This is a genomic window from Sphingomonas sp. HF-S4 (assembly GCF_032911445.1).
GTDB lineage: Bacteria > Pseudomonadota > Alphaproteobacteria > Sphingomonadales > Sphingomonadaceae > Sphingomonas > Sphingomonas agrestis.
In genome coordinates this window covers 1,214,661-1,235,743 of sequence record NZ_JAWJEJ010000001.1, presented here as the reverse complement: position 1 = coordinate 1,235,743, position 21,083 = coordinate 1,214,661, and the positions used below count along the sequence as shown (strand labels likewise).

The following is a 21,083-nucleotide window of genomic DNA, read 5'->3' as shown; positions in this document are numbered from 1 at the left end:
ATGACCGATTAGCGCTCCCTCCCGGCCTCATCGATCGTCTGCGCGATCGGGGACAGGAGATATTGGATGATGCGGCGTTCGCCAGTGCGGATCTCGGCCTGCACCGCCAGACCCGGGCCGATCGGCATGTCCCGTCCCGCGATTGCGATCGTGCGCCGCTTGAGGCGGATGCGGACTGCATAGATCAGCCCGCGCTTCTCGTCCTCGATCGCGTCGCGGCTGATTGACGCGACTTCGCCCTGGATGAGGCCGTAATCGGTGAACGGAAAGGCTTCTAGCTTGACCCGGACCGGCTGCCCTTCACGGATGAAGCCGATGTCGCGGTTGAGGATCTGCGCCTCGACCTCGACTTCGTCGGCGGAGGGTACGACCACCATCAGCGGCTGTGCAGGCTGGACTACCCCGCCCACAGTGTTGACCGCAAGCTGCTGGACTACGCCGTCGACCGGCGAGCGCAGTTCCTGATATTGCCGCCGCCGCGCGGTCTTGCGGATCTCCTCGCCGGCGACCGCGCCCTTATCCTCCGCCTCCGAAAGCTCGGCGAAGGCGCTCTTGCCGAACTTCTCGCGAAGGCCGGCAATCTGCGCATCGATATTGGCGATGGCCGCACGCGCCTTGGCCGCCGCACTCCGCTGCACGGCGATGTTCTGGACGTGCTCGACGCGTAATTGCTCATATTCGAGGAGCTTGAGCTTAGAGAAATAGCCCCTGTCGGTCAGCGTCCGACGGCCCTCCAATTGCTGATCAATCAACGGCAGCGTCTTATTGAGCTTGGCGATCTCCGCGTCAGCGCCTGCCAGTTCGGCGACGCTCTGGGCCCGGCTCTGCTGCAGGCTCGCGCGTTCGGCCTCATATTCCGCGACGGCGGTCTGCACGAAGCGCGCTTGCGTCTCCGCCACCGCCGAGGGCATGCCCGGCGGCGGCGTATAGGCGACACGGCCTGTGGTCAGATAGCGCAGAAGGGCATCGTTGCGCGCCTGTGTCGTCCGCGCGGAAAGCAGCCCCTGCGTCGCTTGGGCATCGTCGGCGCCGGCAAGTGTCGGATCGAGCTCGATGAGCAACTGTCCGCGCCGCACACGCTGGCCGTTGCGGACATGGATCGCGCGCACCGCGCCGATCTCGATCGGCTGGATGATCTTGACGTTAGCCGAGGGCACGACCTTACCGGTTGCCACTGCGACGGTGTCGACCTTTCCGATACAGGCCCAGAGCAAGGCCACGCCGAACAGCGTGGACAGGATCAGCATTAGCCAGCGCAGCCCCGGGCTGGGTGGCTTCTCGATGATCTCGAGCGCCGCGGGTAGGAATTCGTGGTCCAGCCTTTCGCGCCGCGCGGGCTTGGCCGCGCTCTCGATCCGCCAGGCAGCCCGCAACACCCGCCAGTGATGCGCGAGATTGGACATTGTGCCGGCGACGCTCATGCCTCGACTCCCATCTGCTTGGCGTAGAGCTGGGCATAGCGGCCGCCCCGGCGCAGCATCGCCTCGTGATTGCCTTCCTCGGTGATCGCCCCTGCTTCGACGGTGACGATTCGGTCGCATTGGCGCACCGCGGACAGCCGATGCGCGATGATGATCACCGTGCGTCCCCTGGCCATCACGCCGAGATTGCGCTGGATGATCTCTTCGCTCTCGGCGTCGAGCGCGCTCGTCGCTTCGTCGAGGATCAGGATGCGGGGATCGGTCATCAGCGCGCGGGCAATGGCGAGCCGCTGGCGCTGGCCGCCCGAGAGATTGGCGCCGCGCTCATCAATGATCGTGTCGTAGCCGTGCGGGAGCTCGAGGACGAACTCATGCGCGCCGGCCATCTGCGCGGCGGCGATCACCTGCTCCATCGGGCGGGTGGGATCGGTCAGCGCGATATTGTCGCGGACGGAGCGATTGAACAGGATATTCTCCTGCAGGACGACGCCGATCTGGCGGCGCAGCCAGGCTGGATCGACAAGCGCGAGATCGACGCCGTCGACCAGCACGCGCCCCTGCTCCGGAACGTAGAGCCGCTGGACGAGCTTAGTAAGCGTCGACTTGCCCGAGCCCGAGGGGCCGACAATACCGAGCATCTCGCCGGCCGCGATCGTGAGCTCGACGCCGCGCAGCGCCTCGGGCGCGTCGGGGCGGTAGCGGAAGCGGACATTGTCGAACCGCACGTCCCCCTGGATCGCGGGAAGGCTGGCGCGGTTGGGGTTGTGCTCGAGCTCGGCGGGCGCATTGAGCACGTCGCCCAGGCGATCGACCGATATGCGGACCTGCTGGAAATCCTGCCATAATTGCGACAGACGCAGGATCGGCGCGGCGACCCTGCCCGAGAGCATGTTGAAGGCGACCAGCGCGCCGACCGTCAGTTCGCCGGCGATCACCTGCTTCGCGCCGAAATAGAGGATTGCGACGGTGGTGAGCTTCGAGACCAATTGGATCGCGTGGCTACCGGTGTTGGCGAGCGTCATCACCGAGAAGCCGGTTTGGGTGTAGCCGGCGAATTGTCGTTCCCATCGCGCGCGCATCTGCGGCTCGACCGCCATCGCCTTCAAGGTGCCGATACCGGTTACGCTTTCGACCAGGAAGGCCTGGTTCTCCGCCCCGCGGCGAAACTTCTCGTCGAGCCGCGCGCGAAGCACCGGCGTGACGAGGATCGAGATCGCGGCGTAAAACGGTATCGACAGTACCACGATCAGCGTCAGGATCGGGCTGTAGAGATACATCACCGCGAAGAACACGATCGTGAAGAGGAGGTCGATCACCACCGTGACCGCGTTGGAGGTGAGGAATTCGCGGATCCGCTCGAGCTCGCGCACTCGCGCCACGCTGTCGCCGACGCGGCGCGCCTCGAAATAAGAGAGCGGCAGGTTGAGCAGATGCCGGAACAGCCGCGACGAGAGCTCCGCATCGACGCGGTTGGTCGAATGCGCGAACAGCCAGTTGCGGAGCCCCGATAGCGCCGTCTCCCAGGTGAGCACCACCGCGAGTCCGATCGCCAGCACGTCTAGCGTCGACAGCGACTGATGCACCAGCACCTTGTCGATGACGAGCTGGAAGAACAAGGGAGACACCAGCCCCATCAGCTGCAGGAAGAAGGACGCGATCAGCACGTCGCGCAACGGTTTGCGATATTTGACCAGAGCGGGAATGAACCAGCTGATGTCGAACGGCCGGCTGTTCCCGGCGATCGCCTCGCGCGTGGTCATCAGCAATAGCCGGCCGCTGAACTGATTGGCGAACTGCTCTTCAGACCAGATTTCGGGGCGCTCGGCATCGCCGCGCTGGACAAGGAAACGCGGCGCCGTCTCGCTCTCGTCGATCTTGAGCAGAATCAGCGCGTCGCCGGTTTCGGTTTCCGCCAGCGCCGGAAGCGGGCGCTTGCCCAGCTCGCCGATCCGCGTCTGGCGGATCCTCGCGACGATGCCGATGCGCTTGGCGGCGCGGGCCAGATCCTCGAGGCGGAAACGACCGGTGCCGCCATGTTCGTGCACGATCTGCGCGAGGTCGGCAGGCACGCCGAGGAACTGTGCCACGAGTACAAACGCGTGCAATGCGCCCGAAGACGCGCCCTCACCTTCCTCGATCACGCAAATCCCCCCGCCCGCAGCCCCGAACTGCGCGATACTCCAAGCTTTTCAATTGCCTGATCTACATCTCTTAAAGTCTGTCAGGCTTTTCGCCAAGAATTTCGTGCGATCGGCCGCAGATTCTGCGACCAACCCACTTGCGGGAACCTTTGGCGTCAGTTGGGGGATGCCCCGACCTGCGCCGCGATCGCCTCAGCCAACTTGTCGCCGGCATCGGCCTCGACGCGCTGGGCAACCCGCGCGCCGGTCATCGGATCGGTGCGATGGAAGCGGAAGCTGCGACCGTGCAGCGGCTTTGAGATGAGGTCCGCCATCATGACCTCGATATGCTTGTTGGTCGCATTCGCGAAGGGCGCGATCAGGTCGACCAGCCAAAGCCGGTCCCCACCGCTCCATTCCTCGAGCGTCAGCCGGTTCTCCGGCTCGATCATCCCGCGTTCGAGCTTGGCCTCGCCTTCGGGGTTGGTCTGCGCCCATAATGCCAGCCCGACCGGGCGATCGCCATCGCGGAAGATGTAGAATTGCTCGGTGAGCAAGGCCGGCATCACCAGCCATTCGAGATCGCCGATCGCGAGGGCCCGATGCAACGGTGACTGGGTGAGCAGCCAGGTCATCTCGCCGAGAAGATGGCTTACGGTGGGTGGCGCGTTCGTCTCGTTCATCGTGTTCCCGGTCATGCTGCGGTTGCGGCGTAGAAGTCGTAACCGCCGTTCGTATCGCGCTTTTCGAGCCGTGTCTCGGCGGCCGACTCGATCCCGAACCCGCTCATCGCCTGCCGCATCAGCGCCAGCCGCGCGTCGAGCGGGCCTGCATGGAGCCGGCTATCGGCATTGATCGGCGCGAGATTGCGCAGATCGTCGAGCGACGCGAGCGCAGCGGCCGCCGGCGCCTTGGCAGGCGAAAAGGCGAAGGCGACGTCGGCGATCGTCTTGGTCTTGCCGCCCTGGGTGAACACCGCCGTCGACAGCATCAGGTTCGATCCGACCTTCTGGTTCGAGACCTGCGTCGCGCTGTTGCGCAGGCCGATCTCGGTGATGTCGAACGCCGCGAGGGATTGGAGCTCGCCCTCTTCCGTGCTGCCGTTGCGATTGGCGTCGCGCCAGACCTTCAATTCGCCGAAGCGCGTATCCGCGGCAGTGATCTTGCCGTCCTTGTTGCTGTCGAGCGTGGCCAAGCCCTCGAAGCTGGTGCCTGCCCCGGCCTTCTCGCCGAGGAAGGAGAGTTCGGCGCCGGTGGTGATCCGCCCGTCGTCGTTGCGATCGATGACGAGGAAGCCGTCGCCCTTGCCGAGCCAGCCGGTATTGTCGCGCCCGCCATTGCCGTCCATGTCGAACTGGGCGTCGGATTTGCGCTGGTGCTCGATTTCGATCCCGTCGCCGTCCAAGTCGAGCACGAAGGCGCCGAGCATGCCGACGGTCTTGTCGCGGAACTTGAGGATCGTTGCCGCAGCCATCGCTCCCGCCAAAGGATCGAACAGCGAGTCCGTGCCACGCTGGCGCGCTACGAATCGGCCGCCCGCCGCACTGAGCCGCGACTTGCCCGCCTTGAGATCGAAGCGGTCCTCGTCGAGCATCGGCTTGGTCGTCCAAGCGCCGACCGCGCCCTGCCCGGCCGTGTCGAAGGCAAGCCCGACGTCGCTGAGGCTGCCGATCGTGCCGTCCGACAGCGTGAACCCCGCGGTGTTGAAGATTACGCTCTGCCCGCCGGTACGCTGCGCCATCGTCTGGCCGGTGGCGACGCCGGTCAGGCTGATCGCGCCGATCTCCGCCTGGGCGAGGCTTTGAAGCTCGCCGGCATCGGTGCGACCATTGGCGTTGGCGTCGATCCACACGCTGAACCCGACAAAGCTGGCATCGTTGGTGTCGAGCACCTTGTCCCCATTGTCGTCGAACGCCGCGAGCCCCTCGAGATCGGTCTTGGCGCCGGCCTTGTCGGCGACGAAGGAGATCTCGCCGATCCCGTCGACCACGCCATTGCCATTGCGATCGCGGACGAGGAAACCGTCCCCGGCATCGGCCCAGGCGGTCTTGTGGAGCTGGCCGTCGCCGACCATGTCGAACAACGTCTTGCTTTCCGCCAGCGGGACGATCGTCTTCCCGTCCCCGTCGAGGTCGAAGATGATCGGCGCGGCGAGGCCGTCTTTCTCTTCCGGAACCGCCCGCAACGCCGCAGCGGTTTCCTCTTCGTCCGCAGACGGTCCCCCATTGGCGTGGAGATAGCCGAGCACGAGATCGTGGAGCGTGCCGCGGCTGCCGTCGGCGCGCAGGAAATCCGCCGTGGCGAGCGTGGTGCCGTTGCCGCCCGTGAAGCTGTCGCCGGTGGCCGTGCCGCGCAGCGACAGCGAGGTGATACCCGCCTCGGCGAGCGAGCGCATCTCCTCGGCCTGGCTGATACCGTCTTGGTTAGCGTCCTGCCAGATCCGGAACGCACCGTAGCGCGCATCCTGTGCGTCGAGCACGCCGTCGCCATTGTCGTCGAACCCGGCAAGGCCTTCTAGATCGGTCGTGGCGCCGGCCTTGTCGCCGACGAAGCTGATCTCGTCGCTGGTCGAGATCAGCCCGTCGCCGTCGCGGTCGAGCGCGAGAAAGGCGTCGTCGGCACCGATCCAGCTCGTCCGGTCGCGCCAACCATCACCGTCGCGATCGAAGAAGACGTTGGTCTTCAGCATGTCGGTCAGCGTCAGGCCATCGCCATTGAGATCGAGGCCGATCGGGAAACCGCCGCCGAACAGCGTGTTGGTGTTGTTCTCGTCCTCCGAATAGACCGACCAGAGCGACGAATTGCCGATCTTGACGTAGCCCGCGGCGTAGCGGCCGGTGCTTTCGGGCCGATTGCGGAACTGGTTCTGATACTGGTTGTACTCGGAATAATAGCCTACGAGCCCTTCGGGGCCGTACAAGAACCACTCGTTGAACCAGCTGTTGCGGTTGATCGGCAACGCCTGCGGTGTCGCTTCCGCACCCCCAAGGCGCTGAGCCGACGCCTGCGCCGACAACGGACCATCGCTCTGGGTCGATTGCCAATCAGGCTGATAGCCGGCGAGGAGTCTGTTGTTGTCCCAAAGATATTTGCGCTTGTTCTCGATTTCGATCCGGACGTTAACACCGGTGCTCATCATGCCGTCGCTGGCATAGACGAGGAGGTCGGCATATTTGCCCGTCGAGCCGCCCGCCGTCCAATAGCTCGCCTCGTAATCGATCGTGGCGTGCAGCAGCTGGATCTGTCCGGTCTGGGGATTGATGCCAAAGATGCCGCCCGGGTTTGAGCCTTCCCACATCGAATAGGTGATCGTGTTGTTGCCGTCGCCGTCGGTCGCGACGACGCCGCCGACGATCTCGCCCATCTGATTGGCGTTCTCGACGAGATGGATGCCCGGATAGCTGACCCAGGTCGGCGCATTGTCGTTGACGTTGCGCACGCCGATATCGACCCGTGCGAAGGACTGCGTGTAGCCGCCATTGCCGCCATTGTCGCGCGCCGTGACCGTGTAGGCGAACGCGTTCGCGGACTCATAATCCAGCCCGGCATTGGTGCGCACGACGCCGCTCACCGCATCGATCGTGAAGCGGCCGTCATAGGAGGTGTTGCTGATATTGGCACCGTCCCAGAAATAGTAGCGCTGGTCGCGATAAGGCGCCCACAGGTCCGGATCGCTCGCGGTCACCGTGCCGACGACGGTGCCCAGGCCGACATCCTCGTCGACGCCGAGCACGGTGTTGCCGAGCGAATTCTGCTCGTTCCGCTCCTCGATATAGACATTGTAGGCGAAGGTGTCCGAGACGCCGCCGCGATCGTCATTGGCGCGCAACTGCAGCGTCGCGATGCGGATCTCGGGAATGCCGTTGCCATTGGTGTCGTAATAGAAACCGGCGTCCTGGCCGTAGCCGCCCAAGGTCGAGCGCAGCCAGTCCGCGGTCCAATTGGCGCCGGTGACCTGGATGTGCTGGCCGTTGACCTGGAACCAGCCATAGTCGTTGCCGCCGACGATCTCGAGCCGCGGGGTGGTGCCGTCGGGATCGGACAGGGTGAAGCGCCCCTGGAGCGCCCCGGCATGGCTGTTGCCATCGCCAGTCTCCTTGAAGACGTTGGTCGCCTCGAGAACGAGGTTGTTAGGGCGATCGTTGCTGTCGCTGATGAAGACCTGGGTCAGCGCGTCGGGCGAATTCAGGCCGCCGTCCGTCGCGCGGACATACACGTCGGCGATATGGGCATCGAGTCTGCCGTCGGCGTTCCAGTCGTTGATGCCATAGCCCTGCGCGCGCAGGCTCTCGAAGTCAAAGTTGAAGCCGGGGCGCACCCTGAGCGTGTTGCCCGAGATGTAGAACCAGTCGCCTGGATTGTTGGCTAGCACGAGGCTCGGCGTCGTGCCGTCACCGTCGCTCATTGCGAAGGTCGCGACGATCTGGTCGGCATTGGCGGCGCGCGCCCCGCCGAGCCCGGTCTCGTCGAGGAATTGCCAGCCGCCGCTGCTGGCGATCACCGGCGCCTCGGCGACATCGCTGATGAAGACCTGGGTGAGCTTGTCGACATAGGCGCTGCCGTCGGTCGCGCGGACCCAGACATCGGCGATATAGGCTTCGAGCCGGCCGTCGCCGTTCCAGTCATAGATGCTATACTGGCCGGAATCGCGGAACGCCTCGTAGCTGAGGTTGGCGCCGGTGAAGCGTAGCGTCGAGCCGTCGAGCGCGAACCAGCCGCCGGGATTGTTGAGCAACTGGAAGGTCGGGCTGGTTCCGTCGGGATCGGCCGCGGTGAAGGTGGTGACCGCGACGTTCCCGTTCGCCGGATTGCCGCCCAGCCCGGTCTCGTCGAAGAAGCGCCAATCGCCGCCGCCAGTGAAATAGGGCGTCTCGTTGACGTTCTGGACGTAGACCTTGACCGTCTTGGTCGCCGAGGGGAGCGCGCCGTCGGTCGCGCGGACGACCACGTCGCCGACAAAGGCTTCGGTGCGGCCGTCGCCGTTGAAATCGCCGACGGCATAGCCTGCATTTTTGAGTGTCTCGTAGTCGAGCGCCGAGGCGAAGCGGATGCCATTGCCCGAGATCGCGAAGAACCCGCCGGGATTGGCCATGAATTCCATAGACGGCGTCTGGCCGACATCCGGATCGGCGAGGGTGAAGCTGGCAAAGGTCGTGCCGACGGTGGCCGGGTTCGCGCCCAAGCCGGTCTCGTCATAATAGACCGATGCGGGCCCGCCCGAAATCGTCGGCGCCTCGTTGACGTTGGTGACCGCGATCGTCTTGGTCTGGCTGAGCTGGCCGCCCTGCCCGTCGTTGACGGTGACGGTGACGTTATAGCTCGAGCCCGTTTCGTAGTCGAACGCCGTGCCGACTGCAGTTATCAGCCCGGTGACCGCATTGATCGCGAAGCGCCCGCCGGCATTGTTGGTCAGCGTGTAGGTGAAGTCCTGCTGCTCGACCACCGGTTGGTACCATTGGCCGCTATAGCCCGAGGTGCCCTCGCCATAATAGCTGAAGGAGCGCGCGCCGGTGTCGGTCGCGCCGGGCGCGAAGCGGAAGGTGTTGGTGTTGCCCACCTTCACGCCGGTGACGGTGTCGTAGACCCCGCCGAAGAGCCCCTGCGGCACCAGAGCCGATCCCGTCGGAAGCACATAGCCTTCCACGCGGTACCAACGGTCCTGCACCAGCGTGCCGGCCTGCTGATACCAGAAATAGGGATTGGTGTCGGCCGCTCCGGTAGTGGCGTTCTCGACATTGCCGCGGGTGCCGAAATACAGCGTGTGCGGCGAGTTGTTCTCGGCCTTCACATAGATGGTGTATTTGTAGACCTTGCTCGCGTTGACCGCGCCTGCGCCCATGTCGAAGACACCACCGCCGGCCGGATCGCTGGTGCCGCTGAACTGGCCGGTCTCGAGCACGTTGACGGTGGTGCCGCCCGGCCCGGTTGCGCTGACGATACGCTCCTCACCGGTGCCCCGCAGGGACATGGCGGCGAAGTTGGTGGTCACACGATTGCGGTCGAGCGAGTCCGGGTCAACCGGCGCGACCACGCCGACATAGGCGCCCGAGGGATTGGTGCTCGGCGTGTATTCGACCACCGAGGGAGCCGCGAGGCCGTTGCCCCCGAGCCGCATATCCGTAGGCGGTGCGTTGATCACCATCGTGGTGGTCGCCGTCGAGGTGGCGGTCTGGCCGTTCTCGGTGGCGCGCGCAGTGAGCGTCAGGTTGAGGTCCTTGCTCCACCCCGCGGGGAAGATGATCGCGACCTCGTCGATCTGTCCTTCGCTCAGCTTCCAGGTCGCGGTCGCGCTGTCATAGGTGCCCTGGGTCAGCGTGAGGCCCGCGGGCACGCCAGTGATCCAGATTTCGTGGACCTCGGAGCCGTCCCGATCGGGGAAGCTCAGATTGATGTTGAGCGGCAGGGCCTGACCCGACATCCCGGACAGTCCAGAGAAGGAGGAGATGATCGGCTTGTCCGGCGTCCCGGTGACGGTGACGTTGAAGTCTCGCACATCGCTGACGACGCCGCCAGCATCGGTGGCGGTCAGGCGGATCGTCGCCGCGCCGGCGATGTTCGCCGCCGGAGTGATCGTCAGCGTGCGGCGGCCTTGCAAATCGGGCAGGCCCCAGACGAGGTTGCTCGCCGGGATCACCGTGCCGCCGGACAGGATCTGCGCCGTGGTGGTGATCCCCGCCGCGGGCGTGATGTCGTCCGTCGCGGTGATCGTCAGCACCAGCGGAGTGTCTTCGGCGGTCGTCTGATTGCCGACCGCGGCAATCACGGGCTTGTCGTTGGTGCCCCAATAGGTCGCCCATTTCGCCTTGTAGGTGGCGTCCGCCATCAGCGTGTCCCGCTGCGCGACCGTGGTGGGCTTGGTCTTGGTCGCCATCAGCTGCACGAGTGCCTCGACGTTGATCGTCTTGCTCTGCGCGACACCGGCGATGATAAAGTCGATCTTGAAATTGGCGCCGTCGACGCCGGGCATCGTGTACCAGCCGACGATCCGGCTGCTCGACGTTGTGCCGATCACCGACACAATCATGTCGTTGCCGCTACGCTCGAACCACAGGTCCTTGGATTCGATCGGCGTGGCGTCCTGCAGGCCGATCACGTCGATATCGGCGCCCGACGGATCGTAATTGTTGATCGTGTCCGCACCCGAGCTGCGCGTCATGATATAAGTGTCGTTGTCGAGGCCGCCGTTGAGGATATCGTCGCCGGCGCCGCCATCCAGCATGTCGTCGCCGCTTTCGGCGAACAGCTGATCGTTGCCTAGACCGCCGCGCAACGTGTCGTTGCCGTTGCCGCCATAGAGGATGTCGTTGCCGTCGCCGCCATCGAGCAAATCATTGCCGTCGCCGCCCGAGAGGCTGTCAGCCCCCGCGCCACCTTCCAGCGTGTCGTCGCCGGCATTGCCGACGAGCGTGTCGTTGCCCGTGCCGCCGCGCAACGTATTGGCGTTGGCGTCGCCGCGCAGGGTATCGTCGAAACCGGTGCCAATCAGGTTCTCGATCGAGACAAAGGTGTCGCCCGCCGCGAGGCCGGTATTGTTGGCCGATGTCGTGAGGTCGGCGACCAGGCCTGCCGCCGCCGCGACGCCTTCGCTCTGCCAGCTATAATCGGCCCAGTCATTGCCCGTGCCGCCGTTGAGCACGTCCGCGCCGGCGCCGCCGGTTAGCAGATCATCGCCGTCCTCGCCGTAGAGCGCGTCGTTGCCCGCATCGCCGAACAATTGGTCGTTCGTGCCGACATTGTTGGCGCCACCGTATAGCGTGTCGTTGCCGTCGCCGCCGATCAACGTATCGGCATCCTCGCGGCCGTAAAGCGTGTCCACGCCCAGGCCGCCGATCAGCCGGTCGTCGCCGGTGCCGCCGTCGAGCATATCGTCGCCCGCCCCGCCATTGAGGACGTCGGCGCCGGCGTTGCCGTAGATCAGGTCGCGATTCTGCTGTCCGGTGAGGACGTCGCCCGCGGCGCCGCCTTCGAGCACGTCGTCGCGATTGATGACGGTGATGGTGACCGGCCTCGCGATCGATTGCGGGGTGGTCGACGTGTCGGTCGCAGTCACAGTGAGTGCGATCGCCGCCGCCGCCTCGTAGTCGAGCGACACGCCCGCCTTGAGCCGCAGGCTGTTGCCGATAAACTCAAAGCGGCTGTCATTGACCGCGTAGGTGAAGGTCGCGAAGGGCGATCCGGCGGTATCGGGATCGGTGACGCCGAAAGCCGCCAGCACCACCGCGGGGCGCGCCGCGTCGGGGGCGGTCGCCGCGATACGGTCGCGCTCCTGGACGCTGATCGCGCTCGGGCTCCAGGTCATGTCGGTCGGCGCCTCGTTGACGTCGGTCACCGCGATCGTAAAGCTGGTCTGCGCCTGGAAGTAGCCCGCGCCGCCGGCATTATCGCGCGCGATCACCGTGTAGGCGACGCTGGGCGCTCCCGCCTCGAAGTTGAGCGCCGCGGCGGTCTTGATCGTGCCGGTGAGCGCGTCGATCGTATAGCGGCCGTCGGCCGACGTGGCGCTGGCGGTGGTGCCGTTGAGGAAATAATAGCGCTGCTGGGCGAACACCGTCCCCGCCGCGTCGGGATCGGTCGCCGCGATGATCGTCCCGACGGTGGTGCCGATCGCGACATTCTCGGCCACGAGCATGTTGGGTGTCGTCGGCAGGCTGTTCGCCTCGTTGACGTCGTTGACGGTAATCGTGACGTCGGTCGCCGCCTGATTGTAGGGGGTCGCGCCGGCATTATCGCGGGCGATCACCTTGTAGGTGCCCGACGCGCCGGCCTCGTAGCTGATGCCCACTGCGGTCTTGATCGCACCGGTGACGGCATCGACCGTGTAGCGGCCGTCGGCCGAGGTCGCGCTGGCGGTCGTGCCGTTCAGGAAGAAATAGCGCTGCTGGCCGAAGATGTGCGCGCCGTCGGGATCGGTCGCGCTTACGGTGCCGACCGCGGCGCCGATCGCGACATTCTCCGTGACACTCATCGCCAGCGTCGCCGGCAGGCTGTTGGCTTCGTTGACGTTGGTGATGCCGATCGTGACGGCCGAGACGGCCTGATTGTACGGCGCGCCGCCGGCATTGTCGCGCGCGATCACCTGGTAGGTCCCGCTCGGATTGGCCGCCTCGAAGTTGAGCGCGGCGGCAGTCTTGACCACGCCGGTGACCGCGTCGATCGTGTAGCGTCCGTCGGCCGAGGTCGCGCTTGCCGTGCTGCCGTTGAGGAAATAATAACGCTGTTGGCCGAAGACGTGCGTCCCGTCGGGATCGGTCGCGGCGATCGTGCCGACGGTGGTCCCGATCGCGATGTTCTCGGCAATGCTAAGGCTCGCGCTGGCGGGAAGGACATTCTTCTCATTGACGTTGTTGACGGCGACGGTGAAGCCCGCCTGGCGCGTCCCGCCGTGACCGTCGGAGACCTGAACGGTGATCGCGTGGCTCTGCGCCGTCTCGAAATCGACCAATCCGGGAGTTTTGACGCTGACCTGACCATTCGAACTGATCTGGTAGCGGCCGCCCGCATCGTCGAGCAGGCTGAAGGTCAACGTGTCACCGTCGACATCGCTTGACACGAGCTGGCCAACGACGGTGCCCGCGACAGTGGCGCTGCCGGTGCCGGCCTCGGCGACGGCGAGCGCCGGACCGGACACGGTGATCGCGCCCGGCGCGTCGTTCACCGCAGTGACGGTGACGCCGACCTGGACCTCCACCTTCTGGCCGTCGGCATCGGTGACGACGATCGAGAAGGCGTCGGCGCCGGCATAATCGGCACCAGGCGTGTAGACGAACTGGCCCGAGGCCGCGTTGAGCGCGACGCTGCCATGGCCGGCGGCGGTGCCGATAGCATAGCCGGTGATGTTGTCGTCATCATCGATCGCGTTGACCGACAGCGTCGCGGACGGCCTGTCCTCGCTGGTGGTGAGCGAAATCGCACTCGCGATCGGGGCGGCCTTGTCGCCCGCATGCCAGTAGGTCGCGAGCAGGCTGGCGACTGCGCTCGGCATCGCCGTCGGCGCAGCGACCTGAAGCGCCGTCATCGCGTCGATGAGTGGCGCGGCATGGCCGAGAAAGAGCGTGTGCGTCGTCGTCGACACCGACGACATCAAGCCCTTGGCAACGGTAGAGTAAAAATTGATTAGGCGCACCCGGCTGGTGCTGCCAATGATGCCGATGACGAGACTGTCGTTCGACCGTGCAAACCACAATTGGTCGAAGCGCACCGAATCGTCGAAGACGATGCGGTTCTTGCCCGCCAGGTCGATCAGCGCGTCATCGCCGGATCGCGAACTGAACAGATAGACGTCGTCTCCCCCACCATCTGACAAAGTGTCGTCGCCCGCGCCGCCGTTGACGGTGTCGTTACCCAGGCCACTATCGATATTGTCATTTCCGTCGCCGCCGTCGAGCGTATCGTCGTCGTCGCCGCCGTACAGATAGTCGCGGCCCGCTCCGCCGGTGAGCGAGTCCTTGCCGGCATCGCCCCATAGGGTGTCATTGCCCTCGCCGCCGTCGAGCCGGTCGTCGCCTGCGCCGCCCCACATCTGGTCGGCCCCGTCGCCGCCCGAGATCGCGTCTACCCCGTCCTCGCCGTACAACAAGTCGTCGCCGCCGTCGCCGAGTAGCACGTCATCGCCCCCACCGCCGCGCAGCGTGTCGTTGCCGTCGAGTCCCGCAAGGCGATTGCCGCCCGCGTCGCCGGTGATCGTGTCTGCGAGTTGCGAGCCCACGACATTCTCGATTCCGATCAGCACGTCGCCCGCTGCGTCGCCGCCGGTCTGCGCGCCGGTGACGGTGAGATTGACGGTGACGCCGGCCGTCGAACTGACATAGCGCACCGTGTCGCCCGCGGTCCCGGTCGTGCCGATCGCCGTGTTGGCGCCGCCGTCGAGCGTATCGGCACCCATGCCGCCCTCGAGCACGTCGTCGCCGTCGCCGCCGAACAGCAGGTCGTCGCCGGCATAGCCGACCAAGGCATCATTGCCCGCGCCGCCGGCGAGGTTGTCGGCGAGCGCGCCGACGCGGCCGGCAAGCAGGTCGTCGCCGGCGGTGCCGACGAGTTGCGCCGAGCCGGTTGCGACGAGTACGCTGGTCAGCGATATCCCTAAGCCATCGGCAAGTTGGAGCGTCTCGATGCGGGTATTGGCGTTGGCTTGGCCCTGCAGCTTGACCTGCTGCGCGGCATTGTTGTCCTTACGCAGATAGAGGTCGCTCGCCGACCAGACGAACTGCATGTCGATGAGACTGAGCCCCGCACCGAGCTCGAGCACGTCGACGCCGGCATCGACGGTGGTGTCGAACGTCCAGGTCCCGCCAGTGACGGTGAACGCCGCGTCGTAGACGGTGTCCGAGCCGTAATTGAGGTTCCACACGTAGGTGTCGTCGCCGGCGCCGCCGCCGAGCATGTCAGTACCCGCGCCGCCCTCGAGTTCGTTCTGCCCCGCATCGCCGCCGAGCGTATCGTTGCCCGAACCGCCCAGCACGCCTTCGATGCCGTAATATTCGTCGCCGAGCGCATCCCCGAGATTCCCGCTGGGCAGCGACAGATAAACCCGCACAGCGGCGGTGGCGGACTTGTATGAGGCAATGTCGAAGCCTGCGCCGCCGATCAATATGTCCTTGCCCGCGCCACCATCGAGCATGTCGTTGCCGGTGCCGCCGTAGAGTATGTCGTCGCCGCCCTCGCCGCGCAGCGTGTCCGATCCCGAATTGCCGGCGATGATGTCGTTGCCCAGCCCGCCCGCGACGACGTCGTCGCCCGCGCCCGCGGTCATCCAGTCGTCGATTGCGCTGCCGCCCATCGGCGCGGCGTCGGTGCCGTCTGCCGCATCGGTGCCGGCGAAGAGGTTGCGCTTGATCGTCGGCGTGCCGCCCACCACCGTCTCGATGTCGAGAACGCCGGTCTGGTAGAAAGCGAACTTCTCGATCTGGCCGCCGCCGCCGACGACATACCAATCCTTGATCGTGACGCTGTCTGCCAGTGCGAGCGCGTCGCTGCTCTCGGCGTCGTCGTCGCCGATCGCCATGACCAGGTCATTGCCGACGCGACGCAGCACGACGTCCTGAATGTCGATTCCAGGCGCGAATTCCAGCGTGTCGACGCCCGCATCCTGCACCAGCGAACCGCTCGCCGGGCCGACGAAGCGGCGCAGCGTGCCGGTGTCGGCGTCCCAGTTGAACTTGCCGCGCCATTGCAGGTCGAGCACGTGCGGATTGCCGGTCTTGTTGAACGCGACCGTCTCGACGGTGCCGTCACCCCAGGTGTAGAGGACGCTGCCCTGCGCATCGATGCTGTAACCGGCCTGGTAGACGCCGCTGGCGAACACCGTGGTCCAGCCCGCGTCGTTATAATCGTCGAAGATCAGGTCACGACCGTCGCCGCGAGTGAACTTGAACCGATCATCGCCCTTTCCGCCGACCACGACGTCGCCGTCACCGACCCCGCCCGAGACGATGTCGTTGCCGTCGCCGCCATAGATTTCGTCGGCGCCCTCGTCGCCGGTCAGCGAATCGTTGCCGAGCCCGCCGAGCACCTGGTCGTTGCCGAGTCCGCCGACTACGATGTCGTTATCGGCGTCGCCCGAGACGAGGTCGTCGCCCGAGCCGCCGAGCGCTATGTCGTTGCCGGCGAGCCCGCGGATCGAATCATTGCCTGCGCCGCCCCAGATGAAATCGTTGCCCTGCGTGCCGATCAGCAGGTCGTTGCCCGCGCCGCCGATGACGAAGCTGGTGATGTCGCTGAGCTTGATCGCGTTGCCGTCGGCGAAGCGCAGCCACTCGATGCGCTTGAACGCGTCGGTGAACCACTCCTTGAGCGTCAGCCGCGCACTCTCGGTCTGGACGCCATTCACCGTCTCGAACACGGTGACGAGCAGGTCGGCGCCGGGCGCCGCCTTGGTGCCCGAGCGTTCGAGGCGGATGTCGCCGAGGCCGATCCCGGGCGCGAACACCACCGAATCCTCGCCGCCGTCGATCCGGCCCTGGCTCACGCCGATCGCGCCGCCCACCCAGTCGGGCCGCAGCGCGCCGGCTTGCGCGGCGTTGACCTTCCACTTCTCGATCGCGGCCATGCGCGACGCGATATAGTCGACCGTCGTGCCGGTGCTCGCGGCCGAGCCGGTCTCGATCGCGTCGTCGCGGCCGTCGCCACGGCGAACCAGATACTGGTCGGAGCCGAGCCCGCCCTCGAGCCGGTCCCCCTCGCCGGCGCCGCCCGCGAGAATGTCGTCGCCGGCACCGCCATAAAGCTGGTCGACGCCGTCGCCACCCTCGAGCCAGTCGGACCCTTCGCGGCCGCGCAGGATGTCGTTGCCAGCGCCGCCATCGAGATAGTTTCCGTCGCCGCCGAGCGTGCCCACCACAGCCGAGCCTGCGTCGAGCGTGTCGTTGCCCTCGCCGCCGAGCAACCAGTCGTCGAGCCGGCCGCCGTAGAGCGTGTCGTTGCCTGCGCCACCGAATAGATTGTCGCCCTTGTCCGAGGCATGGATCACGTCGTCGCCGCCGCCGCCATCGACCGTCGCCGCGATGTCGATCGACAAGCTTTTCCGATCGGCCGTGGCGTAGGTGAAGTCCGATGTTGTCCCGGCCCGGCTTCGTGCCATGCTGAGCGCTGCGGTCCCGGCATTTTCGTGCACGATCAGGTCATCGACCCAAACCAGCGGCGTCCCGCCGGCGCCGTCGACGATCGTCCCGATGCCGAGCACCGGCGCCGCACCATTGGCCAACGCAGCGGCCCCGGAAGTGACGATCGCGCCCAGCGTGAACTGCTCGTCGCCTTCCACATTGGTCGGCTTGCCGGCGCCGTCGATCCCATTGTCGGCGATCACCGCGACACGCACGAAATAAGCGGTGGCGCCAGCAGCGAGCGTCAACGTGCTCGCCGCGGTCCACCCGCTCACGCCATCAGCGGAAATTTCCAGCGCATTGGCATAGTCACTGCCGGCGAGAGCCCGCGCTTCCGACAAGGTCAGCGACAGCGAAATCGCGCTGGTCGCCGCCTTGGAAAGGCCGATCCGGAACACCGCATAGCCGTCTCCCTCGGCGGCATAGCTGCGCCCGACGGACAGATAGGCAAGGTCGCTCGCCGCGACGATCGTCACCTTCGCCGCGGGGCCGACCAGCTTGCCACCAGTCGCCGCCGAGAGCGCAACCTCGAAGCTTTCCTGTTGCTCGGTCGCGGCATCGTTGGTGATCGCTACCGTTGCCGTGCCGCGCAACGCGGTACCCGCGATCGACGCTGTGGCGGTCTTTGCCGTAAAGTCCTCGCCCGCCACCGCGATGTCATCGTTGAGATGCCCGTTGACGGTCAGCCCTACTTGGTTGGCGAGCATGCCCGAGCGCAAGTCGATAACGTCATTGCCGCCGCCCGCCTCGATCGTCGTCTGGGACGCGATATCGATCGTGTCGGTGACCACGCGATCGCCCAACTTGAACAGCCGGAAGACCTGATCACTCGCCGAGTCGACCGAAAGTCCCAACTCGATATTGGCGACGCCGCCCGCCACTTGACTCGCGAAATAAGTGAAGCCGCCGAACCAGTCGCTGCGCGCCCGCCGGTCGAGTCCGAGCTCGGAGGCCCGCGCGAGCGTCACCAGCGTCTCCGCAGCGAACACGCTGTCGGGTTCGGCCGCTATGATCGACGCGACGACCCCACCATTGGCAAGCAGATTCTTGTAGGCCTGCGCCGAGGCGATGTTGCCGAGCAGGACGCTGGTGTCGAAATTGCGCGGATCTATTCCGGCCGCCGACAACGTCGCGTAGATCGCGCGTTTGACGAATACGTCGCCGCCGACCAGCTGGAAGTCGGAGTCGGAGAGACCCTGATAGGCGCCGTAACCGATCAACCGCTGCGCAGCGTCCTTGCCTGAAAAGGTCTGCGTGATCGCGTTGGTGTCCTGAGTCGAATTCGGCCGATATACGAAGTCCGACTTGCGCATGCCGTAATTGCCGACCTGCACCGCCCGCGGATCGAGCAGCGTGCTGCCGGAGGCGCTGAGCACCATGTTGAACACGTTGGCCACGGCCGACGCCACGTTGCGCGCCGCGTCCTTCGATCCGCCCTTCTTCGAATAGACATTGGCCACGTCGAATGCGCCGGTAACGGCGTTCCAACTGACATCGGCGCCCGATCGGGGCGTCCCACCGAAGAGCGACCCGATAAGCCCGCCGACGAGAAAGCCCAGAAAGGCGCCGACAAATGCGCCCACCGGCCCAGCGAAGATTCCCAGCTGCCCGCCCAAGGTCGCAAGGCTGCCACCCGGCGCGAGCATCGACGCCGCCGCAGCGACGCCGATCGACGATCCGATTGCCGATCCGATCTGCCCCCCGATCGTGTCGAAATGGAAGACTTCCTTGGCAAGCTTCGCGCCCAGGAAACCGCCCACGGCGGATCCGACCAGCGAGAAATTGACTCCGTTGAAAAGCCCGGCATTGTTAGCAATGTTGGTGATGATCTGATTGATCACCGCGCCGGACGCGGAGTTGAGCACTTCGCCGGCGACGCCGTCCACGCCGACGGCCTGCATCAGCTGCGCCGTGAGGTAAGACGAGACCGCGCCGATGCCCGCCGATTTGAGGTTCTTGAGGAATTCGGGGCCGAAGGTCTTGAAGGCGTCCTGCACCGAACCATTGGCCGAGATGCCGCCGATCACCCCGTCGAGCGCATCGCCCAGATTGTTGCCGATCGTCTTGAACAGCGCCGAGCTCATTACGCCGACGAGCTTGTTGTCTCCGGCCAGGCGGTAGCCAAGCGTCGATCCCAGCGCGCCGGCGATGTCGGAGAAGTCGAAAGGCAGCGGGTTGCCGACGATGCGGATCTCGGTCGCGATCGCCTGACGCTGCGCGTTGAGCGTCGTGATCACCTTGGCGTTCGCCTCGGTCACCGAATAGCCGACCAGCACCCCGTTCTTGTAGATATAGCTGGCCTCGCGGCCCTTATAGTCGACCGGGATGATCCGGTTGCCGTCGGCGACGAGCGAGATCCCCGACGGAAGGTACCGATTGCGATCCACCAGCGTTATCGCCGTCTCTCCCGTAGCCGTGTTACGGCTCAAGATGAAGGGACGCAGCGCCGTCTGCGCCTGCGAGCCCGATGCGAGCAGCGCGCGCGGATTCACGCCGAACTGCCGCTGGAAATCGGCCTCGCTGACCGCGAGGCTGTTGCCCTCCTCGTCGGAAAGCATGATCCGCAACTGGCCGTTGGTGAGCAGCGCCACATCGACGAAGGAGCGCTCGAACGTCGCGCCGCTGCCGTCCTGCATACCCAGGCTGATGGAGATGCTCTGACGCACGTCGGGGACCGCCGGATCGGGTGGCGAGATAACTACGCTCTGATAGCCGGCGCTGTTCGCGGTAGTGGTGACGGTGTGCGAGATCGGCGGCGTCTTCGAGACGTCTATCACGACTGCGGTACCGATCGCCGACGGCCGGACCCAATGCTGCAGCAGCGTTTGGAACGGCACCGCGGTAGGCGGACCGCCAGGCGTGGCCGAAGGAATATTCTCGAAAAATCCGAGCGCGCGGGTATCGATTTCGAGCGGAGCGGTGCTGCCGTGCGCGATAAAGGCGGCGAGCGTGCTGCCGACATAAATCGCCTGGTGCGAGGCGGCGACCCCCTCCTGCTCCTTCATGTTGCGATCGCCGAGGATCTGAAGATTCCCGGGCGTATCGGCAAGCTTGCCGGTGGTCGCATCAGGCACGAGTCCGGTCGGAAACTTGCCGTCGCCGCCGAATACGTAGATATAATAGCTCTCGCTCTGGTACAGCGCGATGCGGTCCGCGTCGGTCGGCAGCGAGCCGCCATGGGTCGCGCGAAACTGATCGACCCAGATGTTGTACGCGATCAGATTGCCGTGGCCCTCCTCGCGCGCAGCCGTTTCCATGACGGTCTTGATGTAAGATGTCACATTGATGTGCTGGGCCGCCTGATCCGCCGCGGGGAGCGCATTGATCGCGGCCTGGCGTTGCGTGAGGTACGTGAAACCGGCGTTGATCGCACCGGCCATCGCGGTATCGAAGGTATACGCGTTCAGGGCGTGTCCCAGCTCGTGCGCCACGACGTATAACGCGCCCTCGGGCCCGACATAGCTGCTCGTCCCCGGCCACAATGCCGTGCCCATATAGATCTTGCCGACCGGCACGCTTGGGTTCGCGCCGCTGGTGAAGATGGCATGGACCTGGCGCAGCTCGACGTTGACGCCATGGAGCGTCACGAAGTCGCTCGATCCCGCTTGCGTACGCTCGCCGCTGTCATAGGCGGAGCGGCCACCGCCCGGGGCATCGCCATAGGCGATCGTTTTGAGCGCCCCGCTCACTTGCGTCTGGTTGAACAACTGCACCAAGGTCGGGCGCGCGAACAGGTTGACGAAGAATTGATCGACCCCGGTTTGGGCGACGCTAGCTGCAAGGGCGTCTGTACGGGTGTGCCACAGCATCTCCGCCACCGCCGCATTCGCGCCCGCGGTGGTCGCCTGCGCGATGAATATGGCGTGCGGATCGGGAGCGGGCGTCGGTGTGGGCGTCGGAGTTGGGGAGGGCGCTGGAGCCGGCGTGGGCGTCGGGTTCGGCAC

General features: G+C 65.7%; 4 protein-coding genes. All 4 read right to left on the bottom strand.

What is annotated here, in order from left to right; translation table 11 throughout:
• Window positions 1-8 precede the first annotated feature (8 nt).
• Window positions 9-1,421 (bottom strand): HlyD family type I secretion periplasmic adaptor subunit, encoded by a 1,413-nt coding sequence (locus tag RZN05_RS05150; protein WP_317225547.1) that lies wholly within the window; start codon window positions 1,419-1,421, stop codon window positions 9-11.
• Window positions 1,418-3,562, bottom strand: a complete 2,145-nt coding sequence (locus RZN05_RS05145) for a type I secretion system permease/ATPase (protein ID WP_317225546.1) — start codon at window positions 3,560-3,562, stop codon at window positions 1,418-1,420. Before RZN05_RS05145 ends, RZN05_RS05150 begins: the two co-directional genes overlap by 4 nt.
• 155 nt (window positions 3,563-3,717) lie before the next feature.
• Complete coding sequence (locus RZN05_RS05140) at window positions 3,718-4,224, bottom strand: toxin-activating lysine-acyltransferase (RefSeq protein WP_317225545.1); 507 nt, start codon at window positions 4,222-4,224, stop codon at window positions 3,718-3,720.
• Between the two features lie 11 nt (window positions 4,225-4,235).
• Window positions 4,236-21,083, bottom strand: coding sequence for a cadherin domain-containing protein (locus RZN05_RS05135; RefSeq protein WP_317225544.1), 16,848 nt, complete (start codon window positions 21,081-21,083; stop codon window positions 4,236-4,238).

Bases quoted from the DNA above. Each gene is read 5' to 3' on its own strand.
- RZN05_RS05150 (WP_317225547.1), bottom strand. From the start codon at position 1,421: ATGAGCGTCGCCGGCACAATGTCCAATCTCGCGCATCACTGGCGGGTG.
- RZN05_RS05140 (WP_317225545.1), bottom strand. From the start codon at position 4,224: ATGAACGAGACGAACGCGCCACCCACCGTAAGCCATCTTCTCGGCGAG.